Below are 16,038 nucleotides of genomic sequence, written 5' to 3'. Positions count from 1 at the left end.
CGCCCCTCTCTTTCGCACTTCTTGAAACGAGCGCACCATGGCCCCCCTCAAGGACAGCACTTTCCAACGCTTCAAGGCCTTGATGCACGAGACCGTCGGCCTGGCCTTTCCCGACAGCAAAAAGCCTTTGATCAACGCCCGCTTGGCGCCGCGCTTGCAGCAACTGGGCCTGCGCAGCTTTGAGTCCTACTACGAGCTGATCACCGGACCGGACGACGGTGGCGAGTTTCAAATGACGGTGGACCTGCTGACCACCAATGAAACCTATTTCTTTCGGGAGCCGGCACACTACGAACTGCTGGCCAAAGAGTTGGGCCGGGAGCGGCCGCGCTCAGTGTCGGTCTGGAGTGCTGCCTCGTCCTTTGGTGACGAGGCCTATAGCACCGCCATGCTGCTGGCCGATTTGAAAGCCCAGGGCCAAATTGGCGAGGACTGGCAGATCCTGGCCACCGACATCAGCGACCGGGTGCTGCGCAGCGCGATGCGTGCCGTCTACCCGGAAGAGCGCCTTCGCCAAGTCAGCCCCGACCGCCGCCGGCGCTACTGCTTGCGCGGCGTAGGCCCCTCAGAAGGTTTGGCACAAATCCACCCCAAGCTGCAGGAACGGGTGCGCTTTGGTTGGCTCAATCTGAGCAAGCCCATCGAAGAACTCGGCCCCTTCGATGTGATCTTTCTGCGCAATGTCTTGATCTACTTTGACGCTGAAACCAAGAGTCAGGTGGTTGACCGGGTGCTCAGCCAGCTGCGCCCCGGCGGCTTGTTCTTCATCGGCACGGCCGAGGGCCGGCCGGTCTGCGAAACGCCGCTGCAGGCGCTGTCGCACGGTGCCTTTCGCAAGCTGGCGTCCTAAAGTCGACCGTCAAAAAAGCATCACACCCGCTCGAGACGGCGATGCAGGCCTTCGGGCAAGAAGACCTCGATGCCGTCGCCCGGCGCAACGACTCCGCCCAGGCGGACGACGGCCATGACGCCGGCCTTGCGGATGAGCCCGCCCTGCGCGTCACGCCCCAGCACCGCGGCCAAAAGGCCGGGCATGAAGTTCTCGATTTGAGCGCAGGGGTTGCGCAAGCCGGTCAGCTCAATTTCGGCGCCCGCACTGAAGCGCAGCCGCGTGCCCACTGGCAGCGCCAGCAGATCAATGCCTCGGGTGGACAGGTTTTCGCCCAGCTGCCCCGCCGCCAGCCTCAAGCCCTGCGTGGCCAGTTCATCCAAAAGCTCGCTTTGAATCAAATGAACTTGGCGCAGATTGGGCTGGGTGGGGTCTTGCGCCACGCGCGAACGATGCTTGACGGTGACGCCGCAATGCGCGTCGCCCTCAACACCCAGGCCGGTCAGGAGCTGGATTGCGGGCGCGGCTGATTTGCTGAAGCGGTGACTGGGGTCTTTGAAAACGGCAAGGACTTGAGGGTTCATGAAGGCGTTCAGTTCCAGATCTATGCAAAAACCGAGAAAGCAAAGAAGAGTTTCGCATCAAGAATGGAGGGCCTTGCGGCCGGTGAAGCACTGCGGCTTCCAGTAAGCTCTCGCCCTGCCGCGCAGCCCCTCCAAAAAGAAAGCGAACCCATGTCCCGCAAGCCCGCCCTGGCCTTGATTGCCGTCCTTGTCATTGGTGCCGCAGGTGCCTGGGTCTGGAATAAAAAGCAGGCACAACCGTCAGAGCCCGGGGGCTCAGCCAGCGCCGGGGCAACGGCAGCATCCGGCCCGGCCTCCGGCGCAGCGTCCAGCAAGGGCGGCCCGCAGACGGTGGCGGTGCTGGCCGCCTTGAAGCAGGATGTGCCGGTGATGCTGGAAGCCACGGGCACGGTGGCCGCTTTGAAACAAGTGGATTTGCGGGCGCAGACCACCAACACCGTCAAGGACGTGCTGGTCAAAGACGGCCAGTCGGTGCGCAAGGGCGACTTGCTGTTCCGCTTCGACGACCGGGCCGACCGCGCCAATGTGGACAAAGCGCGTGCGCAACTCGCCCGCGACCGCGCCACGCTGGCCGACTTGCAGCGCCAGCACCAGCGCGCGGTCGACCTAAAGGCGCAGAACTTTGTGGCACAAAGCGCGGTGGACTCGGCGCTGAGCAATCTGGAGGCGCAGCGCGCGCTGATTCAGTCGGACGAAGCCGCCTTGCAGTCGGCCCAGGTGGCGCTCAGCTATAACGAGATTCGCGCTCCGCTGAGCGGCCGCGCTGGCATGGTCAATGTGGTGGCCGGCAGCTTGGTGCAGGCCAATGCCACCGCCCTGCCCTTGCTCAGCATTGCGCAGCTGGACCCCATCGCCGTGGGCTTTTCACTGCCAGAAACCCAGTTGGCCGCACTCTTGCAGGCCACGCGCCAAGACAAGAAAGCCGGCACGGCCACTGCCGCTGCCGCTGATAAGGCCGAAGGTCTGAGCGCCCAGGTGCTGATGCCGGGCGAACGCTCGGCCAAGGGCGCGCCAAGTGGCGAGAAGCCGCCCACCGGCCGCGTCAGCTTTGTGGACAACCTGGTCGACAGCAGCACCGGCACGATCAAGGTGCGCGCTGAGTTCGACAACGCCCAGCAAAAGCTCTGGCCCGGCCAGTATGTGCGGGTCCGCCTGCAACTGCGCACGCTGAAGGACGCGACCGTGATCCCGCAGGCGGCCATCATCCAGCGCGGCAGCGAGCGCTCGGTCTATATCGTGGATGCCAACAAGACGGCCCAGCAAAAGCCGGTGCAGATTCGCTATGCCTTTGGCGATATGGCGGTGGTGGACGGCATTGCGCCCGGAGACAAAGTGGTGCTGGACGGCAAACAGAACCTGCGCCCAGGCACCCCGGTGAAGGAGCAGGCCGCCGCCCTGAACCCGGCAGCCAAGAAGCCTGAGGCCGCAGCCTCCGCGGCGGCTGCATCTTCTGCTGCCTCCGGAGTTTGAGCATGTCATTGACGGAGTTGTTCATCCGGCGGCCAGTGATGACCGTGCTGCTCAATATCGCTTTGGTGATTGCCGGCCTGGCAGCCTGGGGCAAGATCCCGGTGGCGGCCTTGCCGTCCTACAACACCCCGGTGATCAATGTGCAGGCCTCGCTGCCTGGCGCCTCGCCCGAGACCATGGCTTCCTCGGTGGCGCTGCCGCTGGAAAAGCAGTTCTCCACCATCGCCGGCCTCGCCACCATCTCCTCCACCAGCATTCTGGGCAGCACCTCGCTGACGCTGGAGTTCGAGTCTTCCCGCAATATCGACGCGGCCGCGGTCGATGTGCAGGCGGCGCTGTTCCGTGCGCTGCGCGCGCTGCCGACCGAGATGACCTCGCCACCGAGCTACCGCAAGGTCAACCCCGCCGATGCGCCGGTGCTGCTGGTGGCGCTGACCTCGCCCTCCATCAATCTCTCGGAGTTGAATGACTTTGCCGAGAACCTGCTGACCCCCAGCCTCTCCACCATCGAGGGTGTGGCCCAGGTGTCCATCTTTGGGCAAAAGCGCTATGCAGTGCGCATCAAGGTCAACAACGACCTGCTCAGCCAACGCAATATCACGCTGGAAGAGCTGCAGGCAGCGATTCGCGGCGCCAATGCCAACACGCCGGTCGGCGTGCTCGACGGCAAGCGCCAGACCCTGACCATCCAGGCCAATAAGCAGCTGCGCAATGCCAAAGAGTTCGGCGCCATCGTGGTGGCGGCGCGCAACGGCACACCCATCCTGCTGCGCGATGTGGCCGAGGTGCAAGACAGCTTCGAGACCACCAAGTCCTTCTCCAACTTCAATGGCGAGCGCTCCATCGTGCTGGCGGTGCAGCGCCAGCCGGATGCCAACACCGTCAAGGTGGTGGATGCCGTCAAGGCCATGCTGCCGCGCTTTGAAGGCCAGCTGCCCGCCTCGGTGCAGATGAGTACCTTGAACGACCGCTCTTTGTCGGTGCGCGAATCGCTGCACGATGTGTACTTCACCCTGGCGCTGACGGTGGCCCTGGTGGTGCTGGTGATCTTCTTGTTCCTGCGCCGCGCGGCGGCCACGATGATCCCCACCCTGTCTTTGCCGATCTCGCTGATCGGCGCACTGACGCTGCTCTTCGCCCTGGGCTACAGCCTCGACAACATCTCGCTCTTGGGCATCACCCTGGCCGTGGGCCTGGTGGTGGACGACGCCATCGTGATGCTGGAGAACATCCATCGCCACATCGAAGACGGCATGGACCCCTTCGCTGCCGCCGTGCGCGGCGCTCGGGAAATGGCTTTCACCATCGTGTCGATCTCGATCTCTTTGGTGGCGGTGCTGATCCCCATTTTCTTCATGCCGGGCGTGATCGGCCTGCTCTTCCACGAGTTTGCGGTGATTGTGGGTTTGTCGATCTTGGTGTCGGCCCTGGTGTCGCTGAGTCTGGTGCCCATGCTGTGCAGCCGCTTTCTGAAGGCGCATGACGCGCATGAAGAGAGCGCCCTGGGCCGCGTGTTCGAGAAGTCCTTCAATGCCGTGCTGGGCGCCTACACCCGCAGCCTGGATCTGGCGCTGCGCCATCGCCGCTGGGTGATGGCCGTGGCCGTGGCCAGCTTTGCGGCGACCGCCTGGCTCTACATCGTCATCCCCAAGGGCTTTTTCCCGGAAGAAGACATCGGCCAGATCCAGGCCAGCACCGAGGCGGCGGAAGACATTTCCTTCAATGCCATGACGGTCTTGCAAGAGCGCGTCGCCGAATTGGTCAAGAACGACCCGGCCGTGGCCAGCGTCTCGGCCGCCGTAGGCGGCGGTGGTGGCGGCGGCAACGCCGGCAACACCGGGCGACTCTTCATCAACCTCAAGCCGCGTGGCGAACGCCCGCCGATGAAAGAGGTGCTGGAAGGCCTGCGCAAAAAGCTGCGCGCCGTGCCTGGCATTCAGGTCTACCTGCGCCCGGTGCAGAACCTGCAGCTGGGCGGGCGCCAAAGCAAGAGCCGCTATCAATACACGCTGCAATCGGTGGCGGCCGGCGAGCTGAACCTCTGGGTCGGCAAGCTGCAAGAGAAACTGCGCGCCGACCCGCTGTTCCGCGACGTCACCAGCGACTCGCAGCTGCGCGGCCTGCAAGCCAATTTGATCATCGACCGCGAGCGCGCCAGCACCCTGGGCGTGCAGATGCAGGATCTGCGCAGTGCCCTCTACAACGCCTTCGGCGAACGCCAGGTGTCCAGCATTTATGCGGAAAGCAACACCTACCAAGTCATCATGGAAGCGGGTGACTCGGAACGCGAGAACGAAGATGCGCTCGCCAAGATCCATCTGCGCGGCAAAAACGGTGCCTTGGTGCCGCTGACCGCATTCGCCACCGTGCAGCGCGGCCTGGGCCCTACCGCCGTCAACCACCAAGGGCAGTTGCAGGCCATCACCATCTCCTTCAATCTGGCACCCGATGTGCCGCTGGGTGATGCCACCGCCAAGCTGGACCGTTATGTCAAGGACATCCAATTGCCCTCCAGCATCATCACCAGCTATGGCGGTGATGCAGCGGTCTTCCAAGACTCACAAGGCGGGCAGCTGCTGCTGATTGGCCTGGCCGTGGCGGTGATTTATGTGCTCTTGGGTGTGCTGTACGAGAGCTATATCCACCCCATCACCATCTTGGCCGGCCTGCCTTCGGCGGCGGTGGGGGCGCTGCTGACGCTGCAACTCTTCGGCATGGATCTGACGCTGATCGCCACCATCGGCATCTTGATGCTGATCGGCATCGTCAAGAAGAACGCCATCATGATGATCGACTTCGCGCTCGACGCGCAGCGCAATGGCGGCATGAGCCCCCCTGAGGCCATCCGCCAAGCCTGCATCTTGCGCTTCCGGCCCATCATGATGACGACACTGGCGGCCCTGATGGGCGCCTTGCCGATTGCCTTGGGCCTTGGCGCTGGCGCCGAGCTGCGCCAACCCTTGGGCCTGGCCGTGGTGGGTGGACTGATCCTCTCGCAGGCGGTGACGCTCTACATCACGCCGGTGATCTATCTGGCGCTGGACCGCTTCAGCGGCAGTGGCCCCGATGTTCGCGAAGTGCCTGAGGCGCCCATGACAGCCCCATCGCAAAAACCGGCCTGAACTAGGACCTACTCGCCTCCCAAGCCCTCACCCACTGCGGCATTTCTTCAGCGGGCATGGGCCTGGCGATGCCATAACCTTGCACCTGCTCGCAGCCCAGGGCCAGCAGTTCGGCACCATGCTCCGGTGTCTCTACGCCTTCGGCGATGACCTGCCGATTAAAAGCAGCCGCCAAGCCAATGATGCCTTGCACAATGGCGCGTGCCTCATGGTCGAGCAACATATCGCGGACAAAGCTCTGGTCGATCTTCAAGGTCTCGGCCGGCAGGTTCTTCAAGTAGGTCAGTGAGGAATAGCCCGTGCCGAAATCATCGATCGAGAAAGACACGCCAAGTTGCCGACAAGCTTTGATCTTGCGCGCCACGGTTTGCAAATTCTCGAGCGAACTGGTTTCGAGAATTTCCAATTCCAGGCAATCACGCCTCAGCCGAGGGTGCTGTCGCAAGGCACGCTCTAGCTCGATCACAAAATCCTCTTGAAGAAACTGCCAGGCACTGAGATTGACGCTGACGATCAAGTTCAAGCCCTGCTCTTGCCAAGTCTCGATTTGTAGCAAGGCCGACTCCAGCACCCAGGCGCCGAGGCTCAGGTCCAGTGGATGACGCTCGATCAGGGGTAAAAACTCGGCCGGCGCCAACAAGCCACGTTCGGGATGCTGCCAGCGAATCAAGGCCTCGGCGCCAAGCACCCGACCGGTGCGCAAATTGACCTTGGGCTGAAAATGCAGCCTGAACTCGGCCTCATGCAGCCCCTGCTGAATGCGTTGCAAGGCCTCGCCGCGATGTTTGAATTCGGCGTCCTGCGCCGCGTCAAACAGTTGATAGCGGTTCTTTCCGGCCTGCTTGGCCTCGTACATGGCGCGATCGGCATGACGCATCAACTGATCCGCATCGACATTGTCTTGCGGGAACAAAGTCACGCCAATGCTGGCCGAAACCTGCAGAGCAAGATCGCCGACTTGAATCGGATCGGAGCAGGCTTTCAGGATGCGCGCCAGCAGCGACTTGAACTCCAGCTGACGATGCACGTCCACCAACACCAACACGAACTCATCGCCACCGATGCGGGCCAAGGTGTCGACCTCACGCAGCACCGAACTCATGCGCCGCGAGACCGCAATCAGCAATTGATCACCCACCGCATGTCCATGGCTGTCATTGATGGTTTTGAAGCCGTCCAAGTCAAGGTACAGAACCGCCAGGCTCTGCTCCTGGCGCAAGCTGTTGGCCATGGCCTGACGCAGCCGATCTGAGAGCAAGAGGCGGTTCGGCAAATCGGTCATCGCGTCGTAGTGGGCCACATGCTCCAACTTCTTGGTCTGCATACGCAAGGGCGTGATGTCCGAGAAGAGAATCACATAACTTTGTACCCGACCTGACTGCTCGGTGATGGCGCTGACCGTCAGCAAAGCGACGAAATCACTGCCATCTCGGCGCCGGCTCCAGACTTCGCCCTGGCCATGGCCGGTTTGCAAGAGCTCTCGCCACAACGCTTCAATGCTTTGCATGGCTTCGCTACCACCGAAGAGCACGCGCCAAGACTGGCCCAACACTTGCTGACGCTCATATCCCGTGATGCGAGAGAAGGCCTCATTGACGTCCAAGAGACTGCCTGAGCCATCGGAGATCGCAATGCCTTCGCTGGCATAGGTGAAGACATCGGCGGACTGACGCAAACGCGCCTCGGCCAACTTGCTCTTGGTGATGTCGCGGGCGATCTTGGAGGCGCCCACCACCCGGTTCTGCGCATCGCGAATCGGTGAGATCGAGACCGAGACATGCACCATGCTGCCGTCCTTGCGCAAGCGCACGGTCTCGAAGTGGTCCACTTTCTCGCCGGCCACGAGCAGCTCCAGAATGAAGCGTTCTTCTTCCTTGCGGTCAAAAGGAAACAAGACCAATAAAGGCCGGCCTATCATTTCTTCAGCGCTGTAGCCGAAGATGGCTTGCGCCCCCGCGTTCCAGCTGGTGACCCGGCCATCGAGCGTCTTGCTGATGATGGCGTCGTCTGAGCTTTGCACGATGGCTTTGAAGTGCTCGGCCTCCAGATTCGCATCAAATGTCGGCTCAAGCGGCAGTGCAGTTCGGCCCGACTGCCTTGCCGAGCCCGGCATCACAGCAGAAGCCGGATGGTCGGCGCAAATGATCGCAGCCGGCGAAGGCAAGCAACGATCTTGCTGCAACTGCCGCGCCAGATGCGTCAGGTCGCGCGCCACCGTGACCACCGAGCAGACCCGTCCGCTGGCATCAAACTCTGGCGTCAGGCGGGTCTGCATCAGATGCGGGCCTTGTGGCCCGCCGAAGGAGAACTGAATCACGCCCGGCTCGCCGGACCTGAACACCTGGATCAAGGCCGCATCCCAGAGCTCAACCAGCTCTGGCGGCATGCCGAGTTCACGATTGGAGTGGCCAATGAAGCTCTCAGGCGAGCGCCCGGTTAGGCGTTCAATCGCCTTGTTGACATAGAGATGCCGCAACTCCCCATCAAACTGAGCCACGATGTCTTGAAGCGCATCGACAAAGCTCAAATCCAGGCTCGACCCGGTGCAAGGCAGCATTTCAGGTTCTGGCGGCATATGCATCGCTTTCATGAAGCTCTTCCGCTGCGCACTTTCGAAGCTCTAGTCCTGGCAACAAGGGACTCCCACTTGCGCGTGCAGTACACCATGCTTTGAAGCGGCTTGACAAGAAGTCGCCAATCAAAGCCTTCGGCCTGAAAGCGGCGTTCGGTAAAACTACCTTTTCTGCCTGATCCGTGGATCGGTGGCCTTAGCTCATTTTTCGCAAGTCTGCGTACCCCAGGCCTTTCGCGAACTGCTACTGTGTCGCCATTCTTCGTAGCCCAAAGGCGAAATCCATGCTTTTCACCCCTCTGCAAGTCGGCGCCCTGACCCTTCCCAATCGCGTGCTCTTGGCGCCGCTGACGCGCACCCGCGCCGATGCCGGCCACATGCCCAATGCCTTGATGGCCGAGTACTACGCTCAGCGCGCCAGCGGCGGGCTCTTGATCACCGAGTGCACCATGGTGGCGCCGGGCACCTCGGCCTTTGTGGCCGAGCCCGGCATTTATTCGACCGAGCAGGTGCAAGCCTGGAAGCAGGTCACGGACGCGGTGCACGCCAAGGGCGGCCGCATCTTCATGCAGATCTGGCACTCCGGCCGCGCCGCCCACCCGGCGGCCAATGCCGGCGCCGAGAACGTGTCTTCATGCAATGTCGCCATTGAGGGCGAGGTGCACACGCCGCAAGGCAAGTTGCCGAATGCGCAGCCGCGCGAGTTGCGCGCCGATGAGTTGCCCGCCATCGTCGAAGCCTTTGCGCAAGCCGCACGCAACGCGATTGCCGCCGGCTTCGACGGCGTGGAGGTGCATGGCGCCAACGGCTATTTGATCGACCAGTTCCTGCGCGACGGCGTCAACAAGCGCAGCGATGCCTATGGCGGCTCTCTGGAAAACCGCGCGCGCTTCCTGTTTGAGGTGCTCACGGCCGTCACTGCGGCCATCGGCTCGGAGCGCGTCGGCCTGCGCTTGTCGCCACTGAACAGCTACAACAGCATGGTGGACAGCGACCCGGTCGGCCTGATCGGCTTCTTGGCCGAGCGCCTGAACGATTTCAAGCTGGCCTATCTGCATGTGATGCGTGCCGACTTCTTCCAGGTGCAAAAGGCCGACGTCATGCCGGTCGCGCGCGCCAAGTACAAGGGCGTGTTGATCGGCAATATGGGCTATAGCGGCGAAGAGGCACAGCAAGCCATTGAGGCCGGCCTGCTCGACGCGGTGGCTTTCGGCACCGGCTTCCTCGCCAACCCGGACCTGCCGGCCCGCCTCAAGGCCGGCGCCGCGCTCAATGCACCGGATTCCAGCACCTTCTACACGCCGGGCGCCAAGGGCTATACCGACTACCCAACGCTCTGAGCTGAGTAAAGTTCCACACATTTGCGGGCAGCCTAAGGGCTGCCCTTTGTGTTTTGGCGTGTGCAGCCGCAGGCCTAGGTAGGATGGCAACACACGACGGAGGATGGCTCGGCATGGTCACGACGATCAAACGCGAAGATTTCTGTTTCCTGGTGGTGGACGATTTTTCGACCATGCGCCGCATCATCTCGGGCCTGCTGCGCGAGCTGGGCTTTCGCAAAATCTTGGAGGCCGAGGACGGCCAGGTGGCGCTGCGCACCCTGGAAGTGGCGGCCGAGTCCGGAGAGCCGGTGCACTTTGTGCTCAGCGACATCAATATGCCGGTGATGAACGGCTTTCAGCTGCTGGAAGCGCTGCGCCAAAAGCCCGAGGGCAGCGTGCTGCGTCAGGTGCCGGTGCTGCTGGTCACGGCCGAAGGCCGCAAAGAAGACATCGTGCGCGCCGCCCAGCTGGGCGCCAGCGGCTATGTGGTGAAGCCTTTCAACAAGGACACCATCGGCGACAAGATTCACCTCGTGCTGAAGAACCGCCAAGTGATGGTGGCCTGAAGGCGAAGGCCTGTTCTCGGCTCAGGCCTTGATCAAGTCGCCCTTGCGCCAAGCCTCGCCCAAGCCGGCCACACCGCGCTCGATCAAAGCCAGCACATGGTCAAAGCCGGCAGCCGGGCCGAAGTAAGGGTCGGGCACGTCTTGCCCTTCCAGCCCAGGCACAAAGTCCAAGAGCAAATGCAGCTTGTGCTGCAACTCCGGCGGACAGAGTTTGCGAAGCACCGCCAGGTTGTCGGCCTCCATGGCCATAATCAAGTCATACCGCTCGAAATCTTCGGGCTGCACCCGTTTGGAGCGCCACTTCTTTTCGACCGAAAGCTGAGCACGCTGCAAGGCCGCCAGCGCACGCGCATCGATGGGCTCGCCGCGTGGGCCGGCACGCGCACCGGCCGATTGCACCTGGGCAAAGGCCGCAACGCCGTCCGGCCCCATGGCCTCGCGGCGCGCTTTCAGCACCGCCTCGGCCATCGGTGAGCGGCAGATATTGGCCGTGCAGACGAAGAGGACTGAAGGCACGGCCGATCAGCGGGCCAATTCGGCGCGCATCGCGTCGATGACGGCCTTGTAGTCGGGCTTGCCGAAGATGGCCGAGCCGGCCACAAAGGTGTCAGCGCCGGCATCAGCGATCTGGCGGATGTTGTCCACCTTCACGCCGCCGTCAATTTCCAAGCGGATATTGCGGCCGCTCTTGTCGATAATTTTGCGGGCCGCTTCCAGCTTCTTCAGCGCGCTGGGCAAGAAGCTCTGGCCGCCAAAGCCGGGGTTAACGCTCATGATCAGAATCATGTCGACCTTGTCGATCACCCACTCCAACACATCCAGCGGCTCGGCCGGGTTGAAGACCAAACCGGCTTGCTTGCCCTCGGCCTTGATCAGCTGCAGGGTGCGGTCCACATGCTTGGAGGCATCGGGGTGGAAGGTCACCATGTCGGCACCGGCCTTGGCAAAAGCGACGGCCAGGCTGTCCACTGGCTCCACCATCAGGTGCACATCGATAGGGCAAGCCGTGCCGTCCGGCTTGACCGAGTGCTTGCGCAGCGCTTCGCAGACCATGGGCCCAAAGGTCAGATTGGGCACGTAATGGTTGTCCATCACGTCGAAGTGAATCCAGTCGGCACCGGCCGCCAGAACGTTGCGGACCTCCTCGCCCAAGCGGGCAAAGTCGGCCGAGAGGATGCTGGGGGCGATGCAGAAGTTGGAGCTCATAGCTTGATGGCAGGCCTCAGGAGCCCGCCCAAAAATGTGGGGCAGGCCGCGATTTTAGAGACAAGGCCGACCCAAGGTTCGCCGCCGGGCGCACCTCAAGCGGCTTTTCGGCGCGGCTTGGGCTCGGCGGTCACTGCGGCTGCGGCGGTCACGACGGACAAGGCACTCGCGGGCGCTGCCAGTCCACCAAAACAGCTGAGCAGCAAGATCTCAATGATTTGCTCCTCGCTGTAGTGGCCGCCGGCTCTCAAGACGCCCAGCACCGGGTCGCAGGCGCGGGCAAACAAGGTGTAGAGCACCACCTCGGGCGGCAACTCCGCACGCAATTCACCCGCCTGCTGGGCAGCTTCAATCCACTCACCCAGTTCATCGGACAAGCGCAGCAAGCAGTCCATATAGACCTTGTGCGAGATCAGCGCGGCGCGCAGGCTGGAGTTCTGCGAGGGCAGCGAGGGCATTTGCCCGGCCAGTTGCACCTGCATGGTCCAGCGGGCCAGCGCCTTGAGCTGGTCCAGCGCGGTACCGGCCGGCTCGGCCCGCAAGCGAGCCACTTCAGCCAGGGCCCGCTGCAAGACCCTGACCATGGCCGCAGCCGCCAAGTCTTCCTTGGACGGGAAGTGCTTGTAGAGGCTGGCCTTGGCGATGCCCACATCGGCCACCACCTCGTCCACCGTCATCAGGTCGAAGCCTTTTTCGGCGAGCAGGCGATTCACCGAATCGACGATGGCGTCTTCGCGCACCTGCAGCTGCTGTTCACGGAATGAAAGTTTGGCCATCTCGGGATTCTACGACTCTGCCGCCGAATTCATACCGACGCGTCTAAACGAGACTATGCAATTCAGACAAATACTGCACAGTTGACAATGTGAACTGCTTAGTTCACATTTGCACCAATGATTGCAAAACACCCCAAGCCGCAGCGTCAGGAGCTTGCGAAATGATGATGTCGAACTTGATGAATGAGCTCAGCGCAAGCTCCTTGCCCGCTCTATCAGCCTTCCCGGGTCTGCGCGGCTCAACGACGCTGTTGTCCCGCTTCGCGGCCTCGGCTTGCGTGGCCAGCCGCGCGCGACCGGTGTCACAAGGAAAGCCGTCCACGCCTTCCCAGCCGAGCGCAGCGCTGCCCGCCCCACAGGGCAGATGGGAGCAGGCCTTGATGCTCAGCGGCTTGACCCGCTTAGGCAGACTTGGCCAAAGCTGCCAAGCCGCTCGTCCCGGCGCTGGCGGGAGCCCCAGCCCATTCCACTTGCTGGTGCCCAGCGACACCGCCTTTGAAAGCCTGCTGCGGGACTGGCAGCTGAGCTGGGTCGACTTGTGTGCCGACCTGCCGCGCCTGCGGCATTTGCTGCTGGGTCATGTGGTGATGGATGCGCAAGACACACCCATCTTGGCCGGATCAAGCGAGGCCCGACTCCTGCGCTGCGCCAATGGCTCAGTGCTTAAGCTGCAGGCCGGCGGCATTGTTTGCGATGCCCAAGACGGGCAAGCGCGTTTGCGTCAGCCCTTCCCTGCGCGCTTTGGTGTGCTCCCGCAAGCCATGAGCATCGACCGGGTGCTGCGCCCCGCCGAGCAAGGCCTGATGGAGCTGCTGGCGAGCAAGCCGGAGCTCAGCCACTTTCACGTCGCCTTGCAGACCAGCGGCCTCAGCCATTGGCTGCAAGGCAGCGGTCCTTTCACGCTGCTGGCGCCCAGCAATAGCGCTTGGGCTCAGCTGGCACAGCAACTGGACTTGAGCAGCACCAGCCTGCTGGCCCAGCCCCCCTCATTGCTCCAGAACATCGTCGGCCGCTATGTGTTTGCCGGCCGCTGGATGAGTGATGAATTGCCTTGGGGCCATGGCTTGGTCGCCAGCAATGGCGAGCGCTTGCCGCTGTCCGCCTTGGGCCTGATCGGCCAGGGGCCTGACGCACAAGCCTTGGCCAGCGGCAGCGACCAGCAAGCCCGCAACGGTGTTTTGCACCGCCTGGACCAGCCGCTGCTACTCAGCGCTCGATAGCCATACGCGCGGGACAGCTCTTGTCCCTCCGAGCGCTCACCGTTTCTTCAAAGGCACGCTTGGCGGGCCGTCATCAACTGTAGGAGTACGACGATGTTCAAGTGCTTGAAAACCCTTTTTGTCATGGGCTTGGCCAGTTTCTTGATGGCCTGCAGCAATGACGACAGCCCGCCCAATCTGGTCGAAGTCGCACAAGACGACCCACGCTTCAGTGTCTTGGTCGAAGCCGTGGTGGCGGCTGACCTCACCAGCACGTTGACCGGGCCAGGCCCCTTCACAGTCTTTGCTCCGACCAATGACGCTTTTGCCTTGCTGCTGACCGAGTTGGGCATCAGCAAATCGCAGCTGCTGGCCGACAAGGCGCTGCTGAAGACCGTGCTGACCTACCACGTGCTGCCGGCCAAGGTCATGAAGAGCGAAGTGCCCGCGGGCAAGGCTTTGAGCAGCGTGCAAGGCGGTGTGTTCAAGATCGATGCCGTCGGCAGCGATCTGCTCATCACCGACGGGCGCAATCGCAGCTCAAAAATCATCTTGGCCGATGTCTCCGCCAGCAATGGTGTCATTCACGCCATCGACAAAGTGCTCTTGCCCGCCAACAAGACGGTCGTTGAAACTGCAATCGCCAACCCGGACTTCAGCATCTTGGTCGAAGCCGTCACCGCCGCCGATCTGGGCGCCACCTTGAGCGGCACCGGCCCCTTCACCGTCTTCGCGCCGACCAATGCAGCCTTCGCCAGCTTGCTGACCGAGCTCGGCATCAGCAAAGAAGCCTTGCTGGCCAACAAGGCCTTGTTGACCCAGGTCTTGACCTATCACGTCGTTTCAGGTCGGGTGTTGAAGGCGGAGGTGCCGGTAGGCAGCGCCATCAAGACCGTGCAAGGCGAAACCTTCACCATCGACAGCAGTCTGAACGTCAACGACCAGCGCGCCCGCAAGGCCAAGATCGTCGCCACCGATGTGCTTGCCAGTAACGGTGTGATTCATGTGATCGACAAGGTGATCCTGCCCAAGCCTTGAATCTGAGTCTAAGTCTAAGTCTGAGTCTGAGTCTGATCCTTGGCCTGCCCCCCCCCTCAAACCCCCATTCCCTTTCAACCCACCCGCAACGAAGGACTGATATGAAAAAGTATTTCGCAATTGCCGCCTTGAGCCTGAGCGCTTTGACCGCGCAAGCCAAAGACATCGTCGACACCGCCGTGGCTGCGGGCAACTTCAACACCCTGGCCACCGCGTTACAAGCGGCCGGCCTGATCGAGACGCTGAAGGGCAAGGGCCCGTTCACTGTGTTCGCACCCACCGACGCAGCCTTTGCCAAGATCCCCAAGGCCGACCTGGAGGCCTTGCTGAAGGACAAGGCCAAACTCACCGCCGTGTTGACCTATCACGTCGTGCCGGGCAAGGTGATGGCCAAAGACGTCAAGGCCGGCAAGCTCAAGACCGTGCAAGGCAGTGAACTGACGATTGCCACCCAGAACGGCGTGATGGTCGACCAAGCCAAGGTCACCAGCACCGACATCGTGGCAGATAACGGCGTCATTCACGTCATCGACAGCGTCATCATGCCGAAGTAAATCCGCAAGCCAGCGTGTCTTGCAGCCAGGCCGCCGCGCTCTGCTCGAGCCGGCGGCCTGGCCTTTTCTGCGCATCAGCCCAGCGGGGCTCGGAAGGCTTTGCGCGCGGCACTGACCTGCTCGCGGGTCACGCAGCCCAGGGCATGGTCATTGATCAAGCCCATGGACTGGATGAAGGCGTGCATGGTGGTCGGGCCCACAAATTTCCAACCGCGCTTTTTCAAGTCTTTGGACAAGGCCCGTGAGGCCTCCGACTCGGTAGCGTATTCGGGTGCCTCCAGGGGCTGCGGCTCAAAGCGCCAGATGTAGCGCGCCAAAGAGCCCTGCTCGGCCACCAATTCGATGCAGCGCTGGGCATTGTTGATGACGGCCTCGATCTTGCCGCGATGGCGCACGATGCCGGCGTCTTGCAGCAATCGCTCAATATCGGCCTCACCAAAGCCGGCCATCTGGTGGAAATCAAAGCCAGCAAAAGCCGCCCGAAAGGCTTCGCGCTTGTTCAAAATGGTGCGCCAGGACAGGCCGGACTGGAAGCCCTCCAAACACAGTTTTTCGAACAAACGCCGGTCGTCAGCGACGGGAAAGCCCCACTCGGTGTCGTGGTAATGCAGATAGCCGGCGTCACCGGCGGCTGCGGCGCACCAGCGGCAGCGAGGGCGCCCATCGGGCGGCAGATAGTGCCTGTGTTCGGCGGTCATGGTGAGGAGCAGATGCAAAAGAGCCGGAAAAGGGCAGGAAAAGGGCCAAGCGGGGCCGCCAGCATAGCCGCGACAGCCGTCACAGCTGCCGAAGAATGCGGC

General features: G+C 62.4%; 14 protein-coding genes. 8 read left to right on the top strand and 6 right to left on the bottom strand.

Going from position 1 to position 16,038, the window contains the following annotated elements:
- Window positions 1-37 precede the first annotated feature (37 nt).
- On the top strand, window positions 38-850 hold the full coding sequence (locus LNV06_RS14570) for a CheR family methyltransferase (protein WP_263539011.1): 813 nt from the start codon (window positions 38-40) through the stop codon (window positions 848-850).
- Window positions 851-870: 20 nt separating this feature from the next.
- Here the strand turns inward: LNV06_RS14570 and LNV06_RS14565 are convergent, their stop codons facing one another.
- On the bottom strand, window positions 871-1,413 hold the full coding sequence (locus tag LNV06_RS14565) for an MOSC domain-containing protein (protein WP_263539010.1): 543 nt from the start codon (window positions 1,411-1,413) through the stop codon (window positions 871-873).
- A 150-nt stretch (window positions 1,414-1,563) separates the two neighbouring features.
- On the opposite strand from LNV06_RS14565, the gene LNV06_RS14560 reads away from it, so the two are divergent.
- Both LNV06_RS14560 and LNV06_RS14555 read left to right on the top strand, forming a co-directional pair.
- The gene (locus tag LNV06_RS14560; protein WP_263539009.1) at window positions 1,564-2,883 is read left to right on the top strand and encodes an efflux RND transporter periplasmic adaptor subunit; all 1,320 of its coding nucleotides are present in this window, start codon (window positions 1,564-1,566) and stop codon (window positions 2,881-2,883) included.
- Window positions 2,884-2,885: 2 nt separating this feature from the next.
- Window positions 2,886-6,005: an efflux RND transporter permease subunit gene (locus LNV06_RS14555; protein ID WP_263539008.1), complete on the top strand. Its 3,120-nt coding sequence runs from the start codon at window positions 2,886-2,888 to the stop codon at window positions 6,003-6,005.
- A gap of 1 nt (window position 6,006) precedes the next feature.
- Here the strand turns inward: LNV06_RS14555 and LNV06_RS14550 are convergent, their stop codons facing one another.
- Window positions 6,007-8,595, bottom strand: a complete 2,589-nt coding sequence (locus tag LNV06_RS14550; protein ID WP_263539007.1) for a sensor domain-containing protein — start codon at window positions 8,593-8,595, stop codon at window positions 6,007-6,009.
- Window positions 8,596-8,861: 266 nt separating this feature from the next.
- On the opposite strand from LNV06_RS14550, the gene LNV06_RS14545 reads away from it, so the two are divergent.
- On the top strand, window positions 8,862-9,917 hold the full coding sequence (locus tag LNV06_RS14545) for an alkene reductase (RefSeq protein ID WP_263539006.1): 1,056 nt from the start codon (window positions 8,862-8,864) through the stop codon (window positions 9,915-9,917).
- Between the two features lie 113 nt (window positions 9,918-10,030).
- Entirely contained in the window at window positions 10,031-10,465 is a 435-nt protein-coding gene (locus LNV06_RS14540; RefSeq protein ID WP_263539005.1) for a response regulator, read from the top strand.
- Between the two features lie 21 nt (window positions 10,466-10,486).
- Here the strand turns inward: LNV06_RS14540 and LNV06_RS14535 are convergent, their stop codons facing one another.
- The 3 genes from LNV06_RS14535 to LNV06_RS14525 all read right to left on the bottom strand — a co-directional run bounded on the left by LNV06_RS14535 (window position 10,487) and on the right by LNV06_RS14525 (window position 12,447).
- Window positions 10,487-10,981 carry a low molecular weight protein-tyrosine-phosphatase gene (locus tag LNV06_RS14535; RefSeq protein ID WP_263539004.1) on the bottom strand — a complete coding sequence of 165 codons (495 nt, stop codon included), beginning with the start codon at window positions 10,979-10,981 and terminating at the stop codon, window positions 10,487-10,489.
- Window positions 10,982-10,987: 6 nt separating this feature from the next.
- Window positions 10,988-11,671 carry a ribulose-phosphate 3-epimerase gene (rpe, locus tag LNV06_RS14530; RefSeq protein ID WP_263539003.1) on the bottom strand — a complete coding sequence of 228 codons (684 nt, stop codon included), beginning with the start codon at window positions 11,669-11,671 and terminating at the stop codon, window positions 10,988-10,990.
- A gap of 95 nt (window positions 11,672-11,766) precedes the next feature.
- Window positions 11,767-12,447, bottom strand: coding sequence for a TetR/AcrR family transcriptional regulator (locus tag LNV06_RS14525; RefSeq protein ID WP_263539002.1), 681 nt, complete (start codon window positions 12,445-12,447; stop codon window positions 11,767-11,769).
- 161 nt (window positions 12,448-12,608) lie between these two features.
- Between LNV06_RS14525 and LNV06_RS14520 the strand changes: the two genes are divergently transcribed.
- The 3 genes from LNV06_RS14520 (at window position 12,609) to LNV06_RS14510 (ending at window position 15,238) form a co-directional block, all read left to right on the top strand.
- Window positions 12,609-13,667: a fasciclin domain-containing protein gene (locus tag LNV06_RS14520; RefSeq protein WP_263539001.1), complete on the top strand. Its 1,059-nt coding sequence runs from the start codon at window positions 12,609-12,611 to the stop codon at window positions 13,665-13,667.
- Window positions 13,668-13,760: 93 nt separating this feature from the next.
- A complete protein-coding gene (locus tag LNV06_RS14515; RefSeq protein WP_263539000.1) occupies window positions 13,761-14,684 on the top strand; it encodes a fasciclin domain-containing protein in 924 nt (307 codons plus the stop codon).
- A 101-nt stretch (window positions 14,685-14,785) separates the two neighbouring features.
- Window positions 14,786-15,238 (top strand): fasciclin domain-containing protein, encoded by a 453-nt coding sequence (locus LNV06_RS14510; protein ID WP_263538999.1) that lies wholly within the window; start codon window positions 14,786-14,788, stop codon window positions 15,236-15,238.
- A 74-nt stretch (window positions 15,239-15,312) separates the two neighbouring features.
- Here the strand turns inward: LNV06_RS14510 and LNV06_RS14505 are convergent, their stop codons facing one another.
- Window positions 15,313-15,936, bottom strand: a complete 624-nt coding sequence (locus tag LNV06_RS14505) for a DNA-3-methyladenine glycosylase I (protein WP_263538998.1) — start codon at window positions 15,934-15,936, stop codon at window positions 15,313-15,315.
- Between the last annotated feature and the right edge of the window lie 102 nt (window positions 15,937-16,038).

It is taken from the genome of Paucibacter sp. Y2R2-4, assembly GCF_025717535.1.
In the GTDB taxonomy this organism is placed as follows: domain Bacteria; phylum Pseudomonadota; class Gammaproteobacteria; order Burkholderiales; family Burkholderiaceae_C; genus Paucibacter_A.
The sequence above is the reverse complement of the archived record's forward strand: the minus strand, read 5'-3'. Positions and strand labels throughout refer to the sequence as shown.